The sequence below is a fragment of the Kordiimonas sp. SCSIO 12610 genome (assembly GCF_024398015.1).
Lineage (GTDB): Bacteria > Pseudomonadota > Alphaproteobacteria > Sphingomonadales > Kordiimonadaceae > CANLMI01.
In genome coordinates this window covers 1,843,228-1,863,466 of sequence record NZ_CP073747.1, presented here as the reverse complement: position 1 = coordinate 1,863,466, position 20,239 = coordinate 1,843,228, and the positions used below count along the sequence as shown (strand labels likewise).

General features: G+C 45.0%; 18 protein-coding genes. 6 read left to right on the top strand and 12 right to left on the bottom strand.

All coding sequences use genetic code 11. The features are described from left to right. Positions 1-67: 67 nt before the first annotated feature. The 3 genes from KFF44_RS08580 to aspS all read right to left on the bottom strand — a co-directional run bounded on the left by KFF44_RS08580 (position 68) and on the right by aspS (position 3,932). On the bottom strand, positions 68-514 hold the full coding sequence (locus KFF44_RS08580; RefSeq protein ID WP_255933357.1) for an isoprenylcysteine carboxylmethyltransferase family protein: 447 nt from the start codon (positions 512-514) through the stop codon (positions 68-70). 8 nt (positions 515-522) lie between these two features. Then, positions 523-2,070: a glutamine-hydrolyzing GMP synthase gene (gene guaA, locus KFF44_RS08575; protein WP_255933356.1), complete on the bottom strand. Its 1,548-nt coding sequence runs from the start codon at positions 2,068-2,070 to the stop codon at positions 523-525. A gap of 80 nt (positions 2,071-2,150) precedes the next feature. Next, positions 2,151-3,932 (bottom strand): aspartate--tRNA ligase, encoded by a 1,782-nt coding sequence (gene aspS, locus KFF44_RS08570; RefSeq protein ID WP_255933355.1) that lies wholly within the window; start codon positions 3,930-3,932, stop codon positions 2,151-2,153. Between the two features lie 171 nt (positions 3,933-4,103). Here aspS and rnd point away from each other — a divergent pair, with 171 nt between their 5' ends. Further along, positions 4,104-5,300 (top strand): ribonuclease D, encoded by a 1,197-nt coding sequence (gene rnd, locus KFF44_RS08565; protein ID WP_255933354.1) that lies wholly within the window; start codon positions 4,104-4,106, stop codon positions 5,298-5,300. Positions 5,301-5,342: 42 nt separating this feature from the next. On the opposite strand, the gene KFF44_RS08560 is transcribed toward rnd, so the two are convergent. The 5 genes from KFF44_RS08560 to KFF44_RS08540 form a co-directional block, all read right to left on the bottom strand. Further along, the gene (locus KFF44_RS08560) at positions 5,343-6,863 is read right to left on the bottom strand and encodes a Ppx/GppA family phosphatase (RefSeq protein WP_255933353.1); all 1,521 of its coding nucleotides are present in this window, start codon (positions 6,861-6,863) and stop codon (positions 5,343-5,345) included. Positions 6,864-6,881: 18 nt separating this feature from the next. Beyond that, complete coding sequence (locus tag KFF44_RS08555) at positions 6,882-9,095, bottom strand: RNA degradosome polyphosphate kinase (protein ID WP_255933352.1); 2,214 nt, start codon at positions 9,093-9,095, stop codon at positions 6,882-6,884. 69 nt (positions 9,096-9,164) lie between these two features. Beyond that, positions 9,165-9,824 carry a DnaA ATPase domain-containing protein gene (locus KFF44_RS08550; protein WP_255933351.1) on the bottom strand — a complete coding sequence of 220 codons (660 nt, stop codon included), beginning with the start codon at positions 9,822-9,824 and terminating at the stop codon, positions 9,165-9,167. 20 nt (positions 9,825-9,844) lie between these two features. Beyond that, positions 9,845-10,972 (bottom strand): AI-2E family transporter, encoded by a 1,128-nt coding sequence (locus KFF44_RS08545; RefSeq protein WP_255933350.1) that lies wholly within the window; start codon positions 10,970-10,972, stop codon positions 9,845-9,847. Between the two features lie 20 nt (positions 10,973-10,992). Further along, entirely contained in the window at positions 10,993-12,267 is a 1,275-nt protein-coding gene (locus KFF44_RS08540) for a DUF2066 domain-containing protein (protein WP_255933349.1), read from the bottom strand. Positions 12,268-12,390: 123 nt separating this feature from the next. On the opposite strand from KFF44_RS08540, the gene purM reads away from it, so the two are divergent. Both purM and purN read left to right on the top strand, forming a co-directional pair. Next, entirely contained in the window at positions 12,391-13,488 is a 1,098-nt protein-coding gene (gene purM, locus KFF44_RS08535; protein ID WP_255933348.1) for a phosphoribosylformylglycinamidine cyclo-ligase, read from the top strand. Between the two features lie 12 nt (positions 13,489-13,500). Then, positions 13,501-14,151: a phosphoribosylglycinamide formyltransferase gene (gene purN, locus KFF44_RS08530; RefSeq protein ID WP_255933347.1), complete on the top strand. Its 651-nt coding sequence runs from the start codon at positions 13,501-13,503 to the stop codon at positions 14,149-14,151. A gap of 82 nt (positions 14,152-14,233) precedes the next feature. On the opposite strand, the gene ndk is transcribed toward purN, so the two are convergent. Next, positions 14,234-14,656, bottom strand: a complete 423-nt coding sequence (ndk, locus tag KFF44_RS08525; protein ID WP_255933346.1) for a nucleoside-diphosphate kinase — start codon at positions 14,654-14,656, stop codon at positions 14,234-14,236. 167 nt (positions 14,657-14,823) lie between these two features. Between ndk and KFF44_RS08520 the strand changes: the two genes are divergently transcribed. The 3 genes from KFF44_RS08520 to KFF44_RS08510 all read left to right on the top strand — a co-directional run bounded on the left by KFF44_RS08520 (position 14,824) and on the right by KFF44_RS08510 (position 18,523). Further along, complete coding sequence (locus tag KFF44_RS08520) at positions 14,824-16,713, top strand: ABC-F family ATP-binding cassette domain-containing protein (protein ID WP_255933345.1); 1,890 nt, start codon at positions 14,824-14,826, stop codon at positions 16,711-16,713. 72 nt (positions 16,714-16,785) lie between these two features. Further along, positions 16,786-17,667 carry a DUF417 family protein gene (locus KFF44_RS08515; protein ID WP_255933344.1) on the top strand — a complete coding sequence of 294 codons (882 nt, stop codon included), beginning with the start codon at positions 16,786-16,788 and terminating at the stop codon, positions 17,665-17,667. 25 nt (positions 17,668-17,692) lie between these two features. Next, entirely contained in the window at positions 17,693-18,523 is an 831-nt protein-coding gene (locus KFF44_RS08510; protein WP_255933343.1) for an NINE protein, read from the top strand. On the opposite strand, the gene KFF44_RS08505 is transcribed toward KFF44_RS08510, so the two are convergent. Genes KFF44_RS08505 through KFF44_RS08495 form a run of 3 tightly spaced genes read right to left on the bottom strand, consistent with a single transcriptional unit; the run spans position 18,501 to position 20,234 of the window. Beyond that, positions 18,501-19,295, bottom strand: a complete 795-nt coding sequence (locus tag KFF44_RS08505) for an alpha/beta hydrolase (protein WP_255933341.1) — start codon at positions 19,293-19,295, stop codon at positions 18,501-18,503. The genes KFF44_RS08510 and KFF44_RS08505 overlap by 23 nt on opposite strands. Positions 19,296-19,317: 22 nt before the next feature. Continuing rightward, positions 19,318-19,785: a GNAT family N-acetyltransferase gene (locus KFF44_RS08500; RefSeq protein WP_255933340.1), complete on the bottom strand. Its 468-nt coding sequence runs from the start codon at positions 19,783-19,785 to the stop codon at positions 19,318-19,320. Then, the gene (locus KFF44_RS08495; RefSeq protein ID WP_255933339.1) at positions 19,785-20,234 is read right to left on the bottom strand and encodes a DNA polymerase III subunit chi; all 450 of its coding nucleotides are present in this window, start codon (positions 20,232-20,234) and stop codon (positions 19,785-19,787) included. Before KFF44_RS08495 ends, KFF44_RS08500 begins: the two co-directional genes overlap by 1 nt. Positions 20,235-20,239 lie beyond the last annotated feature (5 nt).

The window sequence follows — 20,239 nt, the reverse complement described above, 5'->3', positions numbered from 1 at the left end:
ATAATAATCAATCGCATTATTGGCAAATACCATATCATCACAATCGATTTTAATTCGTGACTATGTTTTATATCCAGCGTCTCACACGGGCTTTATAATGACTATAATCATCACCAAATAGCTTATGCATCGCGGCTTCTTCCGGTAAAATCTGAAATTTCGTAATATAGGCTATGAAACTGGGTACAAACACGAAACCACTGATAGCATTTTTATGCAGCGACAGTCCAATAAGTATAAAGGCCATTGCCAAATACATGGGGTTTCTGGAAATTCGAAAGACCCCGGATGTGACGAGATTACTGGCACTTTCTGGCTCTAATGGGTTAACTGTTGTTTCATGCCGTTTAAAGGACAATACTGCGCTTGCAATTAACAATGCAGCCGCAGGATAGAAAACAAAACCTAAGTCCCCCACAAAGCCAAAATCAAATTCAGGCAGTATTCTTTTTGACAGAAGAATAAAGACACCGAAAAAGATCATAACAAATGGTGGAGGAACTTTGTTTTTCATTATCTATTCTATTCCCACTCAATCGTTCCCGGAGGTTTCGATGTAATATCGTAAACCACCCTGTTAACGCCGCGGACTTCATTGATAATCCGTGTTGCAGCACGGCCGAGGAAATCATGCGGGAACGGGAAATAATCAGCTGTCATACCGTCGGTAGACGTAACAGCACGAAGCGCACAAACATGATCGTATGTGCGTGCGTCCCCCATCACCCCAACTGTTTTGACAGGTAACAATACGGCAAAGGCCTGCCAGATATCATCATAAAGTCCTGCCTTGCGAATTTCCTCAAGGTAAATCGCATCGGCTTTTCTAAGGATATCCGCTTTCTCGCGAGTAATTTCGCCAGGGATACGGATCGCCAGGCCAGGCCCTGGGAACGGATGACGACTAACAAAATCATTATGAAGGCCGAGTTCACGACCAAGGTCACGGACTTCGTCTTTGAAAAGTTCACGGAGTGGTTCAACGAGACCCATATTCATACGCTCTGGAAGTCCACCAACATTATGGTGTGATTTGATGGTAACGGACGGCCCACCAATGAAAGAAACAGATTCGATCACATCAGGATACAACGTTCCCTGCGCCAGAAAATCAGCGCCGCCAACATTTCTGGCTTCTTCCTCAAACACATCGATAAATAACTTCCCGATGGTTTTTCGCTTAACTTCTGGATCAGTCACACCCGCGAGCTCCCCGAGGAACAAATCAGACGCATCACGGTGGATAAGTTTGATATTATAATGTTCGCGGAACAGGCTAACGACCTGCTCGCTTTCCCCTGCCCGCATCAGACCGTGGTCTACATAGACACAGGTAAGCTGATCACCAATCGCTTCATGAATAAGAACTGCAACTACCGAACTATCAACACCGCCCGACAGGCCGCAGATTACACGCTTATCACCAACCTGCTCGCGGATTTCCAAGATCTTAGTTTCACGGAAGCTGGCCATCGTCCAATCGCCAGAGCATCCGCAAATTTCGCGTACAAAGTTTTTAAGGAGGGCTGCACCCGACGGTGTGTGAACAACTTCCGGGTGGAATTGAACACCGAAGAATTTCCGAGCTTCATCTGCAACGACAGCATATGGTGCGTTTTCACTAACCGCTACGATATCAAAACCGTCAGGCAGTGCCTCTACTCGGTCGCCGTGACTCATCCATACTTCGTTATTCGTGCCGCTTTCCCAAACACCGTCAAACAACGTACAATCATTTTTAACATCAACAAATGCCCGGCCAAACTCCTGATGATCTGACGTGCTTACCTTACCGCCCAACTGTTCAACCATCGTTTGTTGCCCATAGCAAATACCAAGAATGGGGATATTCATATTAAAAATACGCTCTGGCGCACGCGGCGTATCTGAATGCGTGACACTCGCTGGGCCACCAGAAAGGATAATGCCTTTCGGTGCGTAATCATCGATCATCTCATCTGCCATATTGAAAGGCACAATTTCACAATAAACCCCCGTTTCACGAACGCGGCGTGCAATCAACTGGGTAACTTGGGAACCAAAATCGAGGATGAGAATTTTATCTGACATACAAAGGGCTTTCTTTGCAGGTTGTTAGCGTACGGTATTAAATCAAAAAGGGGCCGCAAAGCCCCTTTATGTATTTCGTCTTAATCTTCTTTTTTAGGCGGCTCGACAGTGCGAATATTAAGTTCACGGAGCTGCTTAGGCGATACTTCGCTTGGTGCGTTCATCATCAAATCTTCCGCTTTCTGGTTCATCGGGAAGAGGATAACTTCGCGAATATTTGGCTCGTCAGCGAGCAACATTACGATCCGGTCAACACCTGGTGCCAAACCACCGTGTGGCGGCGCGCCGTATTTAAATGCGTTCAGCATGCCACCAAATTCCTGCTCAACCACTTCTTCACTGTATCCAGCGATACCAAACGCCTTAACCATGATATCAGGACGGTGGTTACGAATAGCACCCGAGGATAGCTCAATACCATTACAAACGATATCATACTGATAAGCTAGAACATCAAGCGGGTCTTTTGTCTCTAATGCCTCCATTCCACCTTGTGGCATTGAGAATGGGTTATGTGAGAAGTCAATTTTCTTGTTGTCTTCGTCATACTCAAACATCGGATAATCAACGATCCAGCAGAATTTGAACTCGTCATCTTTAATTAGGCCGAGTTCTTCACCAACGCGTGTACGCGCAAGGCCCGCTAACTTAACCGAGCGTGCTTCCTTATCGCACGCAAAGAAAACACCATCATTTGCGCCCAAACCAAGTTGATCGATAATTTGCTGTGTACGTTCTTCACCGAGGTTCTTGGCAATCGGGCCACCAGGAACGCCGTCCTTGATATTGATATAGCCAAGTCCGCCAAAGCCTTCTTTCTTTGACCAGTCATTTGTGCTGTCAAAGAACTTGCGCGAACGCAGACCAGCTTCTGGTGCAGGGATCGCACGAACGATTGAACCGTTTTCGATCATATTTGCGAAAATGCCAAAGCCTGAACCACGGAAAATTTCAGTTACGTCCTGAATTTCGATTGGGTTACGAAGGTCTGGTTTGTCGTTACCATATTTAAGCATCGATTCTTTAAACGGAATGCGTGGGAACGGGGCTTCAGTGATTTTCTTATCGCTGAATTCCTTAAATACGCCAACCATCACAGGCTCAATAGCATTAAATACGTCATCCTGCGTTACGAAACTCATCTCAACATCAAGCTGATAAAATTCGCCAGGGCTGCGGTCAGCACGTGCATCTTCATCACGGAAACATGGTGCAATCTGGAAATATTTATCAAAGCCCGACACCATCACAAGCTGCTTAAACTGCTGCGGCGCTTGTGGAAGTGCATAAAATTTACCAGGATGCTGACGAGCAGGAACCAAGAAATCACGAGCACCTTCTGGGCTTGAGGCTGTCAAAATCGGCGTTTGAAACTCAGTAAATCCCTGGTCTGTCATGCGGCGACGAATGCTTGAAATTACGTTTGAGCGCAAAAGAATGTTATTGTGAATACGTTCGCGGCGCAGGTCTAGGAAACGATATTTCAGGCGAATATCCTCAGGATATTCAGTATCGCCAAATACAGGAAGCGGCAGATCACCAGCTGCTGATTGAACTTCCATTTCATCAACATAGACTTCAATTTCACCAGTAGGCAGATCAGCGTTTACAGTTTCGTCTGAACGCGCTTTCACGCGGCCAATAATCGTAATCACGCTCTCTGCCCGCACGGCTTCCGCGGCAGCAAAGCAGCTACTATCAACATCAAACACACACTGAGTTAGGCCATAATTATCGCGTAAATCGATAAATAAAAGACCACCATGATCGCGTTTACGGTGAACCCAACCAGAAAGTTTTACTGTTTCATCTACGTGTGATTTACGAAGTTCGTTACAGTCGTGTGAGCGAAATGCGTGCATGACATCCTACATAATATTTTATTTATACCATTTAAGGCCAAGCAAATAGCGCTTTTTAAGGCCATAAATCAACATGAATTTTGCAGGGAAAAGCACATGAATGAGGGTAATTGTCAAGAAAGATATTAAATAACTTCAAGAGAAAGAGTGACTAAGCGGTCGAGAGCGTGTATGACACCGTGCAAAACAACAATGGATTATGGCATGACGCCCATCACTACGACCGAAAGTTTACAGGAACTTTGTACCCGCCTAAGCAAAGCAGAGTTTATTACAGTAGATACTGAGTTTCTTCGCGACAACACCTACTTCCCCAAGCTTTGCCTAATTCAGGTCGCTGATGATCATGGTGCACATGCGATTGACCCGCTTGCTGAAGATATAGACCTGGCGCCATTTTTTGATCTGATGTCAAACGAATCTGTGATGAAGGTTTTGCATGCAAGTCGCCAGGATTTTGAGATTTTCTACAATCTAACAGGTGCGTTACCCAAGCCCGTATTTGACACACAAATTGCCGCAATGGTTTGTGGTTTTGGCGACTCAGTGGGTTACGAAACACTTGTTACAAAAATCGTTAAAGCGCAACTGGATAAGTCAGCACGTTATACGGATTGGTCACGCCGTCCGTTGACGGAAACGCAGTTATCGTACGCGCTCGGCGATGTTACGCATTTACGCGATATTTATAGGCACTTTGTTGCGGAGCTTGACCGCACCAACAGGCATTCTTGGGTCGAAGAAGAAATGGCTGTGGTCTTGGACCCTTCTATTTATTTCATCGAGCCAGAAGCTGCATGGCTTCGCATGAAGATCAGAACCAATAAGCCACGCTTTTTGGGGGTTCTCCGTGAACTTGCAAAATGGCGTGAAATCGAGGCACAAACTCGTGACATACCACGGAACCGCGTCGCGAAAGATGAAACCCTGTTTGAGGTCGCGGCGCACCCGCCTAAAAATGCAGACTATCTTGATAAGATCAGAGGGCTTCCTAAAGGCTTCAGCAGATCGCGTGCAGGTAAAAGCATGCTGGAGGCCGTTCAAACGGCGCTTGCAATCCCCGATGATCAGTTACCCAAAATTGAAAAGGTAAAGCCACGCCCTGCGACGCCCCCGATGGCTGATCTATTAAAAGTTCTTTTGAAAATTAAATGCCAAGAAACGGGTGTTGCACCAAAACTTATCGCTTCCAGTCAGGAAATAGACGCTTGGGCTGCAAGCCCACGGCGCGAAGATGTGCGCCCCCTTAAGGGGTGGCGACGTCAAATTTTTGGCGACGATGCACTGAAGCTCATGTCTGGCAACCTAGCATTGACTGCGCTGAAAGGCGAAATCGATATTGTCGAACTTGAAGAAGATAACGAGTAAGTAGCCTGAGCTATCGTGTTTGATCGTTATGACCTATGAGGCCTATTTACTCAAGTCGCACAAATCATTATCAACTTTGATCATCGGCGTTTTACCCATAAGAATAGCGAGTTGCTTGAAACGCTTTTCAACCACACTGCTCAAAATTTCTTTATTTTTATGGCTAATGGCCAGATACACAGTTCTTTTTGATAGTTCCATAGAACTATTTTCTAAGCCGAACACAGCACCACCCGACAATCTTTGAGCGAGCCGTATTGCACTTCCCATAATTCGTGCTTCCATGATTTCTGGGATAGAGAGAAGGGATAAAATTCGCGTTGATTGCAAGGCTTCGATTGGAGCGCCATAAGCTTGATTTAAGGCAACAGCGACAAAAGCCCGCTCTTTGTGCGTTATAGACACAAAATTTCCGTGTAAAACCAGTTCCACTGCTTTCTCTGCCCGAAAGTCAGGATGACCGCGCCATGCAATATCGCTAAGCAGGCAAATAGCCATATGTAGTCGTTCCATTTGATTACTTAAGAAGACTGGCTTCTCAAATAATGGTCGTGTCCAATCATAAATAACGTCAGCATGCTCAGGAAACCTGCAGCGTTCCTCTGCAAGAACCCGGCAACTATATAGAAATGGGTCTTTGCCCCGCTCATCTTCGTTTAGTTGATCAAAAACAAAGCCCTCTCGAATACCGTATGTTGAAACTGTTGCATGCTTCGCGCGAAGAAATTTAACAAGTTCCGATAAAATCAAGGCGGCAATCGGTAAAACATCACGTCGCTTGGACGGCAAATTATTTGCAAACGGAATATCGTCAGGATTTAAGGAAACCAACCGGCGGCAATAGGTTGTTAATTCTCTGTGGGGTATTTTATAGCCATGCAAGATGGTCAGATTATTCGCGCGCTCCCACAGCATTAATTTGCAAATGTTCCGCCAAGCACCACCAACAAGATAAATATCTTCTGAGCTTGCTTTATCTAACCATTCAACCTTTTCAAACGCGGCTTGAATATGTTTTTTAATACTAGGAAGGTGATTACCATACGCTGCACGCAGTCTAAGAGGACCAATTGGCAAGCTTACGGTTTCATGGATCGTTCCAGACTTCATCCGCGCAAGCTCAAGCGAACCACCACCAAGGTCACCCATTATACCCGTTGCATTGGGCTGCCCTGCAAGAACGCCGAGCCCTGCAAGGCGCCCCTCCTCATCACCAGAAATAATTTTAACATCTAACCCGGCCTCATCTTGTACACGCCTTACAAAATCCGCACCGTTATCAGCGTCCCGAGCTGCCGCGGTTGCAATTGTGTCGATGTCAACGACGCCCATTTGTTCACAGAGATGACGATAACGCTTCAGGGCTGTGACAGCCAACTCCATCGCATCTTCACCCATGGCCCCTGTGGTACCTACCTCGGCACCCAATCCACACATGATTTTTTCATTAAAGATAACATCGGGAACCCGTGACAGGCCCGAAAACACCACAAGCCGCACAGAGTTAGATCCAATATCAATAACCGCTTTATATTCAGTTTGTTGGAGGAGCGGTTCAGTCATATTTTACCCTGCTTAGTCTTAATCTTCGTCATATTCCATCAACGGTGTGATTGGCTCATCGTCCATTAATGCCCTACCCCTACCAGACATGGAGGGATTCGTCATGAAATAATCATGAGCTAGGAAAAGTTTCGTATCTGCGTCTGTTTTTAACCGACTATAGGTTCCATCCGAATTCATTTCCCAGGACTGACCATTGTCTTTCATATTGGCAGCCATCACCTGCCCCATGATCTGATCATGAACGGTTGGATTTTCAATCGGGACAAGCGTTTCAACCCGACGTTTGAAATTTCGAGGCATCCAATCTGCGGACGAAATAAAGACCTTCGCTTGCCTTGAAGGCAGACCAAACCCATTCCCAAAGCAGCAAATGCGCGCGTGCTCAAGAAACCGTCCAATGATTGATTTCACACGGATATTCTCGCTCAATCCCTTAATGCCTGGCCGTAGTGTACAAATGCCTCGAATAACCAGATCAATTTGAACACCCGCAATCGATGCTTCGTAAAGTTTGTCGATAATTTTGGAATCGAGTAATGAATTCAACTTAACCCAAATTGCAGCAGGCTTACCTTCATTTGCAAACTCTATCTCTTTGTCGATCAACTTAATAAGATTCGATCGAAGTGTATCAGGAGACAAATAAAGCTTATCCAATCTATCCGGCTTCACGTATCCGGTTAGGTAATTGAACATTTTGTTTGCATCCTGCGCTAGTGCAGGGTCCGCCGTAAAGAACGAAAGATCAGTATAAATTTTAGCGGTAATTGGGTGATAGTTCCCAGTACCAAAATGCATGTAAGAGCGAAGCTGCCCTTTTTCACGTCTTACAACCATTGAAACCTTGGCATGGGTTTTCATATCCAAAAACCCGAACACGACGTGAACACCGGCGCGTTCCAGATCGCGGGCCCAGATAATATTCTGTGCTTCGTCAAATCTTGCCTTCAATTCAACCACAGCAGTAACCGATTTCCCGGCTTCTGCTGCCTCGATCAACGCCTTAATAATTTTAGACTGTGAGCCAGCGCGGTAAAGGGTTTGCTTGATTGCAACAACATTTGGATCCCCTGCTGCCTGAAGCAGAAAATTATGCACTACCTCAAAAGATTCGTAAGGGTGATGAACAACGAAGTCCTTGGCAGCAATTGCCTTAAAGATATCACCTCCAAAATCCTTCACGCGTTCTGGCAAACGTGGATTATAGGGCGGGAACAATAATTCAGGAAAATCGTCAATAATAAGCTGGGAGGTTTCATTCACACCCAAAATACCCTTAACCTGAATCACACTATCGGCGTCTGCATCCAATTGTTTAATGACGAGCTGGCGAAGTGATTTGGGCATTGCCTTGTCAAGCTTCAGGCGAATAACCCGCCCTCTACGCCTGCGTTTAAGTGCGCTTTCATAAACGCGGACCAAGTCTTCCGCTTCTTCCTCGATCTCGATATCACTATCACGAATGACCCGAAAAACCCCGCTTCCCTGTACTTCATAGCCCGGGAATAATTGATCGAGGAATAATTCTAATATTCGTTCAACCGAAATAAACCGGACAGATTTTGCCCCGTTTTTATTTGGTAATCGTACAAATCTTTTCACATGGTGTGGAACAGGCAAGAGCGCCATCATTTCCCGCCCGTCCGAAATGCGCTCCAGCGCGAGGGCCATGTTAAAACCAAGGTTGGGTATGAACGGGAATGGGTGCGCGGGATCAACCGCAATTGGCGTTAGAACTGGAAAGATGTTTTCCAAAAAATAAGTCTCTAACCATTTTTTCTCATTTGATGTTACTTCATCAATCCCCAGAACTGAGATACCAGCATCACGCATTTCCTTACTGAGGGACGCCCATGTTTTTTGTTGTTGCTGCATTAATTTATCAGCAAAACTATTGACCTTCTCTAACTGTTGTTCCGGTGTTAAACCATCTTCGGAAATAACATCGACTTGCAATTCCTGCTGCCCTCGAAGGCCTGCAACCCGTACCATATAAAATTCATCAAGGTTATTCCCCGAAATGGATAAAAACCTGAGGCGCTCTAAAAGTGGATGACGTTTGTTTTCGGCTTCTTCCAAAACACGGATATTAAAGCCGAGCCAACTAAGCTCTCTATTCAGGTATTTCTCATGCCTTGGCATATTCAACAGCATTTCTCTTGCGTCTTGTTGAGTATCCTGACTGTCAGATATTTGTGTATTTTGTTTCATTGGGTCTTGCTCAGCCATAACAAATTGTCCGCTTAATACTGTTTCCAGAAACGCCTATATCAACGATACATTACAGTTTAATATATTCTATAGCATTTTCATGTCTTTAAGACATTCTTTCGCTATTTTAATTGAAATTCCAGTTTTTCTGGAAAGTGCCTTGGCATCCATCGCTATAACCAGTTCACGCACAGCAGCAAAGGAGCGTTCCATTCTGGGCACAATAAAATTGATGACAGACAGGTCAACAGTTAATTGACGATCGGAAAACATCTTATAGAGCAATATCATAAGCAATTGATCGTCTGGTGCGTTAATATTCGCAACCTGAATAAGCGACAATCGGGACCGAAGATCAGGAAGTTTAATATCCCAGCGGGTCGGCTCGTAACGACACGTCAAAAGAACACTCGTTTGATTTTCTTTGGTCCAATTAATCAAATGGAACAATTTATTTTCGTCGAACGCATCAGCAGCAATGTTATCAATAACAATATGCGATAATTCTGGGTCTATGGTAACATCTGGAAAGGCTGCACCTTCATAAACAACTGCACCTGACAGCTTGGCCCAGCCATGCGCTAAATGTGTTTTCCCACATGCTTCAGGACCAACCAATGCAGTTATATGATAGGGCCAATCCGGCCAAGCCTTAACTATGTCATATGCAAGTTGATTGGTTGGGGAGACAATAAAATCTTCCAGTGCAAAACTCGTTGCATGATCAAGAGTAAAAGGAATTTGCATACTAATTAACTTAAACGCTGCTATGATTTATCATTATCGTCAACAGAGGAAGAGGCTTCTGGCAATTCGGCATTATCTGTATCCTTGCCGCCCTCCTCATCGGTTTCCTGAACTATGTCATAATGCTCAAGATATTGGCCTATCATGTATCTTACGACAACAGCAATCGCGGCTGCAGCAGGAACTGCAATCAACACACCGACAAAACCCATGATTTCACCGCCTGCGAAAACAGCAAACAAAACCCACACTGGATGAAGACCTACACGTTCCCCAACTAAGCGAGGAGTTAAATATGCGCCCTCTACGACTTGAACAACCAAAAATACGAGCGAAACCAGCCCCAAGTTCTGAAAATCCAAGCCCCATTGGCCAACACCAATAATCAGAGCGATAGCAAGCGCAAAAATAACTCCAACAAACGGGATGAATGCCATAATGCCCGCAAGCACGCCCAGAACCAGGCCAAAATTCAACCCGACAAGGCTCCATCCGATCGAATACATTATACCCATCACCAGACAAACGAGCATCTGACCACGCACGAAACCGGCCAATACCTCATCAACTTTACCGACTTGCTCACGAATGACGGTTGCGTGTGACGGCGGCAGCCATCCATTGATCTTATCGACCAACAAATCCCAATCACGTAGGAAATAAAAGGCAACAACCGGTGAAATCAACAGAAGCGACATTAAGTTAAACACAGCGAGGCTATTTTGGAGGATGCTACCAGCCAATTTTTGCCCTCGCGCCATGATTTGATCCGAAAATGTATGGAGTACACCATCAACATCACCGCCCAGGTTTAGACCAAATTTATCAGAAAGAAGGGCAATAGTATCATTTAACCACGGTCTAAGACTTGCTAATGTTTTGGGCAAAACGGTCGCAAAGGCTTCAAACTGTGACCTTAGAACTGGAACCAATGCTAAAACCATTGCCAACAGGACAAGGAAGAAAAACCCAATTACAATTCCTGCGGCTGCACTTCTGGGTACTTTACGTTCTTCAAACTTGTCGGCAAGCGGGTCCAGAAAATAGGCAACAGCAAGTCCCGCCAAAAAAGGAAACAAAACCGCCTTGGTTAAATAAATAACCAGGATGACGACAAGAGCGGCGCCCCACCAGATTTTTTTATTCATATTTCCCCCTTCTTGAATGCCTATTTATTAGTTATTGGCTTACCGACGTTCGAAGCAAGGTCCGCGTCCAGGTTTGCTTTCGAGCCACTTTCAAAATCAAGACTATCTTCTACTCGTCTCAATAACCAGCCATCACCATATGGTTCCAACGATAGCCCTCCATATTTAAGGGCGACAACGAGTTGGTCCTCGCGGCCAGAATATTCGAAGGTCATTTTCGAAAGCGGTATTTCAATCGACAGAACCGAGTGGCTTTTAATTAAAGATAGATCAGATAGTCTGGTTTCTACATCACTGAATTGTTTTGCTGACAAGGTGGGCACAACTGCCTCAATAACGCCGCCAGTGGACGTATCGACCAAAAGCTGTTCTCTCCATCCACTGTCTATCGCTTCCAGTATTTCACGGTACATATTCGAGAGAAGCATGACCTCCGTCGAAGAAGATAGATTTTCCACAGAGTCCGTATCACTTATGTTTCCAGTATCATTTCCAGCAAAAATTATACCCTGTGCCTCTTCGCCGCCGTCAGTTAAGAAATAACGATATATAATTTCTTGATTGCCATCTTCGTCACTAACAGTTTTAGAATGAATAATAAGCGCTGATGCCTGATCATATTTCTGGGCAAGTTTAAGCGCTGTTGCGGCGTCAAACGATTTTACCGTGTCTATTGTTAAATTTAGTCGGTCAAAGATACGACCCGCAGGAAACTGATAACTTCTTATTCGGTTAATCCAATCAACACTCGCCCTTGCTGTCTCAATATTCGCATCATATTCCCAAAGATAAGAGGAAAGGCCCCTTTCGTGACCGTGGATCACCATCAATCCCTTGCCTGGGCTGAGAACATGGGGAATTTTATATTGAGCAAAAAATTCACTGACATAAGTGGGTTCAAACGCAATATTGAAGGTTGCAATATAGCGACGTGAAGAAGATTGTTCGGCAACAATTTCTATACCACGCATCAATGCCTGTTTTTCTGCATGACTTACTTCAGGGAGTCGGTCCCGGTCAGAGGGCTGTGTCAATTTGGTTATTAGTTTATCAAAGGCTTCTGTTTCTGCTTTCTCAATAGCAGTTGCGCGAGCACGGCTTGCCGTTCGCGCCGTTTCATCAACTTTTATATCTTTGATGGTAAAGAGCAAATCCAAAAGACTATCATCATTCTGCGCACTCGCCTGATAGGTATTGCCAGAAGCGACTTGCGCATTAGCATTTGTTTCTGCGATAAGAAAAATCAAACATACAGAAAACATCAAAAGGCTAAATTGTTTTATAATTGATAACATAAGTCTTTCATATCTTTGTTCAGGCTACTATAACGCGGTCATTCGTAAAAACCAGTCTGATCATCAGATGTTTTTGCAGCAAATTTTGCCCATAATGCGGCGCGCCATGAGAAAGGGTTTATCGTGGATAAGGGATCATCATACACCTATCAATCAGCCGGCGTTGATATTGATGCTGGGGAAAAGCTAGTCGACAATATCAAGCCGCTCGCCGCGAGCACCAAACGCTCTGGTGCAGACGCAGACCTTGGGGGGTTTGGTGGCCTGTTTGATCTTAAGGCCGCGGGTTTCAATGACCCAATTCTGGTCGCAGCAACTGATGGTGTTGGCACCAAATTAAAAGTCGCACTGGAAGCCAGGCAGCATGCAACAGTTGGTATCGACTTGGTCGCCATGTGTGTAAACGACCTTGTCGTCCAAGGCGCTGAACCACTTTTTTTCCTTGATTATATGGCGACAGGTGAACTTGACGTTGATCAAATGACGTCTGTGGTCGCTGGAATTGCAGAAGGCTGCAAACAGGCAGGGTGTGTATTAATCGGCGGCGAAACTGCTGAAATGCCAGGAATGTATAACGGCAAGGATTATGACCTTGCAGGCTTTTCTGTCGGTGCGGCTGAACGCGGTACTATGATAGACGGCAGCAATGTAACGGCTGGTGATGTGCTTATTGGCCTTAAGTCTTCGGGTATCCACTCAAACGGTTATTCGCTTGTTCGCAGGATCATCGACGACAAGGGATATAATTATCAATCCCCTGCCCCCTTTGACGAGAAAACGTCTTTGGGCGAGGCTTTATTAACACCGACACGCATTTATGTGAAAAGTTGCATGGCGCTTGTGAAAGCGGGATATGCCAAAGCTTTCTCCCACATTACGGGCGGTGGGTTTCTTGAGAATGTGCCGCGTGTTATGCCCGAAAATACTCTTGCTAAAATCGATAGTAGCGCATGGGATTTACTTTCTATCTATAGCTGGCTTCAAAATGAAGGTAATATCGAAACCCGTGAAATGGCACGTACTTTCAATTGCGGGATTGGCATGGTGATTGTTGTCAGTCAAGAGAACGCAGATGCGGCCCTCGAGTTGCTGAGCAAAGCAGGTGAAGATGCCGTCATCATTGGCTCGATCGAAGCAGGTGACGGCAAACCCAAATGCGAAGTAAGCGGCAAGGCTGGCACATGGGGTTCAGACACAGACTGGTCAGCAATTACATCCTAAAGGTCTTCTGCTATGACCAAATTTCAAGTCGCTGTTTTAATATCAGGCAATGGTAGCAACCTTCAGGCTTTGATTGATGCTGCCGCCCTGTCGGACTATCCGGCTGAGATAGCGCTTGTTATATCCAACAGACCCGATGCATTTGGGATCGAGCGCGCTCAAAAAGCAGGTATCAGAACCGCCGTGATCGATCATAAGAAATATGAAACACGGTCGGAATTTGAGAACGCCCTTCAAAGTGAACTTACAAAACAGCCAATTGACCTCATCTGCCTTGCCGGATTTATGCGTATTTTAAATCCTGAATTTGTAGAATTATGGCGCGATCGGATGATTAATATTCATCCTTCCCTTCTTCCTGCCTACAAGGGCCTGAACACATTCCAACGCGCTATTGATGACGGCGTTCGCTTTGCTGGATGCACAATTCATTATGTAGTCCCTGAAATGGATGCTGGCCCCATTATCATGCAGGCTGTTGTGCCAATTGGACAGAATGATACGAAAGAGACATTGGCGAAGAAAATACAGCAGCAAGAACACAAAATGTACCCCGCGGCACTCAAGAAGATTGCGAATGGCAGCGTGTGTGTTCGTGACGATAAAGTCACTTACGAGAGTGTTGACCTGGGCGATGATGCCGTTATCAGTCCAATATTATAATTTTTTGTAGCTGCAGAAATAATTAAAGCCCGCTATATGAGCGGGCTTTATACTACTTAGTAGCTTTTGCTAAGCTTATTACTTAACCAACGATTTCGTTGCCAGAGAAGAACTGAGCGATTTCGATCGCAGCGTTTTCTTCACTGTCGGAACCGTGAACTGAGTTCTCACCGATTGAAAGTGCGAACTCTTTACGAACTGTACCTTCAGCAGCTTCCTCAGGATTTGTTGCACCCATCACTTCACGGTGTGCTAGAACAGCATTCTCGCCTTCAAGAACCTGAACAACAACAGGTGCTGAAGTCATAAATTCAACAAGCTCACCAAAGAAAGGACGCTCAGAGTGAACAGCGTAGAATGTTTCAGCCTGTGCTTGTGTCATGCGGATACGTTTTTGAGCGACAATACGAAGGCCAGCAGCTTCGAATTTGGCATTGATTGCACCAGTAAGGTTGCGGTTCGTTGCATCAGGCTTGATGATCGAAAATGTATGTTGAACAGCCATTTTAATATTCCTTGATTAATAGACGAGCAAAATAAATGATTCGCGCGCCTTATAGCGGGTGCGCACGATTGTTACAAGCCTTCAATGCATGATAGAATTGTTACGTTAACTGGTACCGATATGCTCCACCCGTTGCGAATATAGAAAAGCTATGCTATCGCCCCGTCATGCTTCATATAACAGACATAACATATCGAATTGGCGACCGGGTATTATTTGACCAGGCAACCGTTGCAATCCCCGCTGGTCATAAGGTTGGCTTTGTTGGACGAAATGGTACCGGGAAATCAACTCTACTGAAAATGATCCTGGGTGAAATCGGCCCAGAAACCGGTGCCGTTAAGGTTCGTCCTACAGCTCACATTGGACACGTTGGTCAAGAAGCGCCTGGTGGCCCGCAAAGCCTCTTGGAAACAGTTATCGAGTCTAATAAGGAATTAAGCTCATTAAGCAAAGAAGCTGATACGGCAACCGACCCCAACCGCATCGCAGAAATCCATACGCGCCTCGCTGATATTGGTGCCCATACGGCTGAAGCCCGCGCTGCTTCCATACTCGCGGGCCTTGGGTTCGACGCGGAGGCTCAGGCCCGATCATGCGCGAGCTATTCTGGTGGTTGGCGCATGCGGGTCGCCCTCGCCTGCGTACTCTTTAACGAACCAGATCTGTTGCTTCTGGACGAACCGACAAACTATTTGGATCTAGAAGGCGTTATTTGGCTCGAGAATTTTCTCAAAAATTATCCTTACACGGTTTTGATCGTCAGCCATGACCGTGACCTTTTGAACAAAGCGGTTGGCCATATTATTCACTTAGAGAACGGGAAGCTAAACAGTTACAAAGGCGGCTACGACCGCTTTGAAGAGCTACGCCGTGAAAATATGGAACGCCAAATGGCGCTTAAATCCAAGCAAGAGGCGGAGCGTCGTCATATTCAGGCTTTTGTGGACCGTTTTAAAGCGAAAGCAAGTAAGGCCAAACAAGCACAAAGCCGTGTGAAACTGCTTGAAAAAATGAAGCCAATCGCATCGATGGTTGAAGCGCAAACAATTGCCTTTAACTTCCCAAAACCGGAGCCACTGTCTTCACCGTTGATCGCGATGGAAAGTGTGCAGGTGGGTTATGAGGCTGGAAATCCTGTTCTAAAGAAGCTTGATCTACGCATTGATATGGATGACCGGATCGCACTATTGGGTGCAAATGGAAACGGTAAATCTACATTCGCGAAGCTTGTCGCCAGCAAACTAAAGCCAATGGAAGGCAAAATGCGCAAACCGCGAACCCTTAAAGTCGGGTATTTCGCGCAGCATCAGCTCGATGAACTTCGGGAAGATCATACGCCGCTTGACCATATGAAAAAACTAATGCCAGACGCGATCGAAGCCAAGGTTCGTGCACGGCTTGGCGGCTTTGGGTTTGGTGTTGATAAGGCCGATCGCACAGTTAGTTCCCTATCCGGTGGTGAGAAAGCGCGTCTGATGTTTGCGATTGCCACATTTGAGAAGCCACAGCTTCTTATTCTTGATGAACCAACAAACCATTTGGATGTTGATAGCCGCGAGGCCCTTATTCATGCGATCAACGGTTTCGACGGTGCAGTGCTTTTAATCAGTCACGACCGCCACTTGGTAGAAGCCTGTGTCGATCGCCTGTGGATCGTTGAGAAAGGCGATGTGAAACGTTTTGACGGCGATCTGGAAGATTATAAACTTCATTTACTGCGTGAACGATCGGGCGAACGTGCTGCGAAAAGAGGTCAAAAACCAACAGATCAGAAAAAAGCCGCCCGGCAAAATGCCGCTGATATTCGCAATAAACTTGCCCCTTATCGCCGAGCGTCCGAGAAAGCTGAGGCCAAGCTCGAAAAACTTGTTCAAAAGAAAGAAGAGTTAGAGGCGAAACTCGCTGATCCCAATCTTTATAGCCCTGAGCAATCAAGTAAACTCGCGCAACTATCAAAGCAATCTGGTGAACTCGACAACCAAATCGAAACAGCTGAGGAAGAGTGGCTAAACGCAGAAGATAAATACAGCGAAATGCGCACCCAATACGAGTAAACCATTATTCTGTCGATTCTTTTTGCGAATAACGCTATAGAGATTATTGGTAAGATTTAGATTTGGATAGCTATGATTATTCCAGTGCCATTATTACCCCGTCAGCGAACCGCGTATTTGTTTTCGCGCTTCGCACTGGCTGTGGTATTTATATGGATTGGCGCTATGTCCATAACAGGTGTGAGTGCACCAATATTTGAACGCTGGATATCAGGCCATGCACTACTGGCTTCGTTGTTTGAAAATAACCATAATATCGTCAGATACATCATCGGTTCATTCGAACTTATCAGTGGCCTTTTAATCGCGCTTCCTAAGCTTTCTAAAAAATCCGAGGCTCTTGGCTATAACCTGATTGCTGTTTATTGCATTGGCGCTTTATCGCTTATGTTTACTAATCCTGTATGGATTGATGCGCTTGGGGGCTTTCCTGCTATCGGTGCAGGCCAGGGAATTATAAAGTATATAAGCATATTAGGGGTCGCGCTGTGGATAAAGCAATATATATCCACCCCTTGGCAAAGAGGATCAAAAGATAGCGCTGGCTTCTTGTTCATTTTCATGGGTCTTGTGGTTGTCCTTCTCTGGATCGGCGCTATGAAATTTACCTTAGTTGAAGCGCAGGGTATTGAACCGTTAATAACTTCAAGCTTTCTCTTTAGCTGGATGGCTAATTTCCTAAGCATTCAACACGTTTCATACGGTATTGGGCTTATCGAACTTATGACAGTGGTTGCGCTATTCGGATGGTTCTACAGCAAACGTATATTTCATATCGGCATTATGCTTTGCCTGATAACCTTCATATCAACACTTAGCTTCATGATTAGCTTCGCTGGCACCTGGTTAAATGGTTTTCCGTATCTTTCCAGTTCGGGTCATTTTTTGCTAAAAGATATGGTTCTACTCGCGGGAACAATTATCTTACTCGCAGAAGATAAACAGCGACGGTAATCATTTAAAATAGTTTGATGGGGCCATGGAAACAATTTACGCAATTATAGATTGGTTAAAAGAATACGGTGATGTTCTTGGCGGGATGGGTTCAATTTTCGCCATAACAACGCTAATGCTCACCAACAGCAAAGTGATTATTAACCGTGTCCGCGGCGTTAGTGACGAAGATCAAATAACAGACACTTCTGATACCCAATCAAATGTTTTGACAAAATTTGTAAAGCCAAACATCAAAACAATTGCCATATTACCAATTGAAACAATCGGCTCAATCGACCAAGACTTTATCGATGGCTTAACTGAAGAATTACATGTTGAAATTCAACAAATGGGTTTAACGATTGTACCAGTTAATAATGCACGTAACAGCTTGAACATTTCACTGCGCAAAAGTGACGACATCATGCGCGCAACCATTCATGTACGCGATATGAATAAAGCGTCTATTTTCTCTGAGCGGTACACCGTCAAGCTAACCGATATGATATCATCGCAAACGGATATTGCTGTTTCCATATCTAACGACATCACAAAACATATCCTTGCCAAAAAAGGCGAAAAACAGAGAGAAAAAGTAACGGTTATTTCCACAAAAAGCCGCGCGCTTACAACAGTTTTGGCTATTTTCTTAGGCGTCTTAGGTATTCACCGTTATTATATAGGTCGTCCTTTCACTGGTATTCTATACACCATCACTGGCGGTTTGTTTGTAATTGGATGGTTTATGGATATTATCCTTGCGTCAACGGGCCTTCTGGCAGACGGCAAAGGCCGTCCCATTAGCGGAAAACGAAAACGCCTAAGAATGGAAGAGCGCTTAAACGAACTCCCTACCAATGTTGATCGAGAATAGTCAGTACATCACTACGCCAAGGCAGATCAAGATGGTTTGCTTCATCAATAGTGTAAAAATGGTCGTCAGCGTTCAATACCGTCTTTAGCTCAGCCCCGGACGCATGCGGAACGATCTTATCCTGCAGTCCGTGGAATATAATAATTTCAGCATTTGATCTCGCGAGCTTCAGATCATTTCGAAAGGGGTAATTTGTCATAAAGTCAGGCACATAAACAAACCGACGTTGTGCCATATCCAGGATTGATTTCATTGGAGCGAATAATAAAACATGCTCTGGGTTCCGAACTGCCGCTATGTGGCTGGAGAATGTGGTTCCAAGCGAATATCCAACGATGCGCAAATCATCATCTGGAAAGCGTGCACGCGTGTAGTCATACCAGACCTCTGCATCACGAAGAAGCGCGGCTTCACTCAATTCGCCCTTGCTTTTACCAAATTGTCGGTAATCCATCGCAACAACATCAAACCCGCGCTTTAAAAATGTATTGGCCATTTTTGGGCTACGGCCAATATTGCCTGCATTCCCTTTAAAATAGAGCACCACACCACGCCTATCGGATTGGGTTGGATAGAAAACGCCGTGTAGCTTTGCATCCCCATTTTCCAACCAGATTTCTTCGTGTGGATCAGGAAATTGATAATCATGGTTATCTGCGACTGGATCAAAGTTAAATATCTGACTTTCCTGCGTCGAATAAAGCCAGCTAAGACCACCAAATAGCATCAGTAGAAATAAGGATAGAATAGATATCGATATTTTCTTAAGCACAATAATACTCCCAAACGAATAGCTAATCACAAATTTTGTAAATATCTGGCTTCGTGTTTTCCATCATAATTTCAGGCTGCTTAAGCGCTTCAAACCCGAACTTTTCATACAAAGAATGCATGTTGCTTGTGGCTAACATCATGCGCCTGATACCACTTAATTTATCGTCCGCCATTATCGTTTCAACGAACCAATACCCTAGTCCATTCCCGCGGTGCCCTGCGTCAATAAAAACATCAGCTAGATAAGCGAAGGTTGCTTCATCTGTAATCATGCGCGCACACCCAATTTGAACGAATTCAGCGCTTTGATTTACCTTATGAAAAAGGCCGTAAGATAAAGAGTTTTCAAATGATTTTTTGCATATATCAAAAGGTATTCCTTTCGACCAATAGGCAATTTCCGAGAGCCACTTATGAATTCGTGGTAGATCAAAATCAGCAACATTCGTAGATATGGAATATCCGGCATGTTCAGAGGATTGGATCATCAGGCCTTTTGTTCCCAACCGCCAAATTCTGTTTGTTGCCAATAGGACATTTCCACCCCAGCATCCTTGAATTGCTTCCAGTGCGTTCGGGCATTTGAGACAACCGCTTCATTACGTCCGTCAAACATATATAAGCAACGCTTATAATCGGTAACATCATCAACCATCATATTGTCAACGAGAACAATAATATCTGATTGGTTCACGTTTTCATCCCCGAGGGTAAGGTAAATATTCTGGTCTTCAGGGAAGGCTGATCCATCCTTATCGTGCGGCAGGAAGCTTGCTGGATCGAAATCCCATAAAACTTTATCAAGGGTATCCAGATAGCTTTTATCGGGTACCTTCACCAAAGCCCGCATGCCAATTTCTACCACCTTCACCATCAGTTTTGGCAAAGCTTGTTCCAACGTTTGCTGGGTCAGGTGATAGAAACGAATATCCTGCAAGGTTC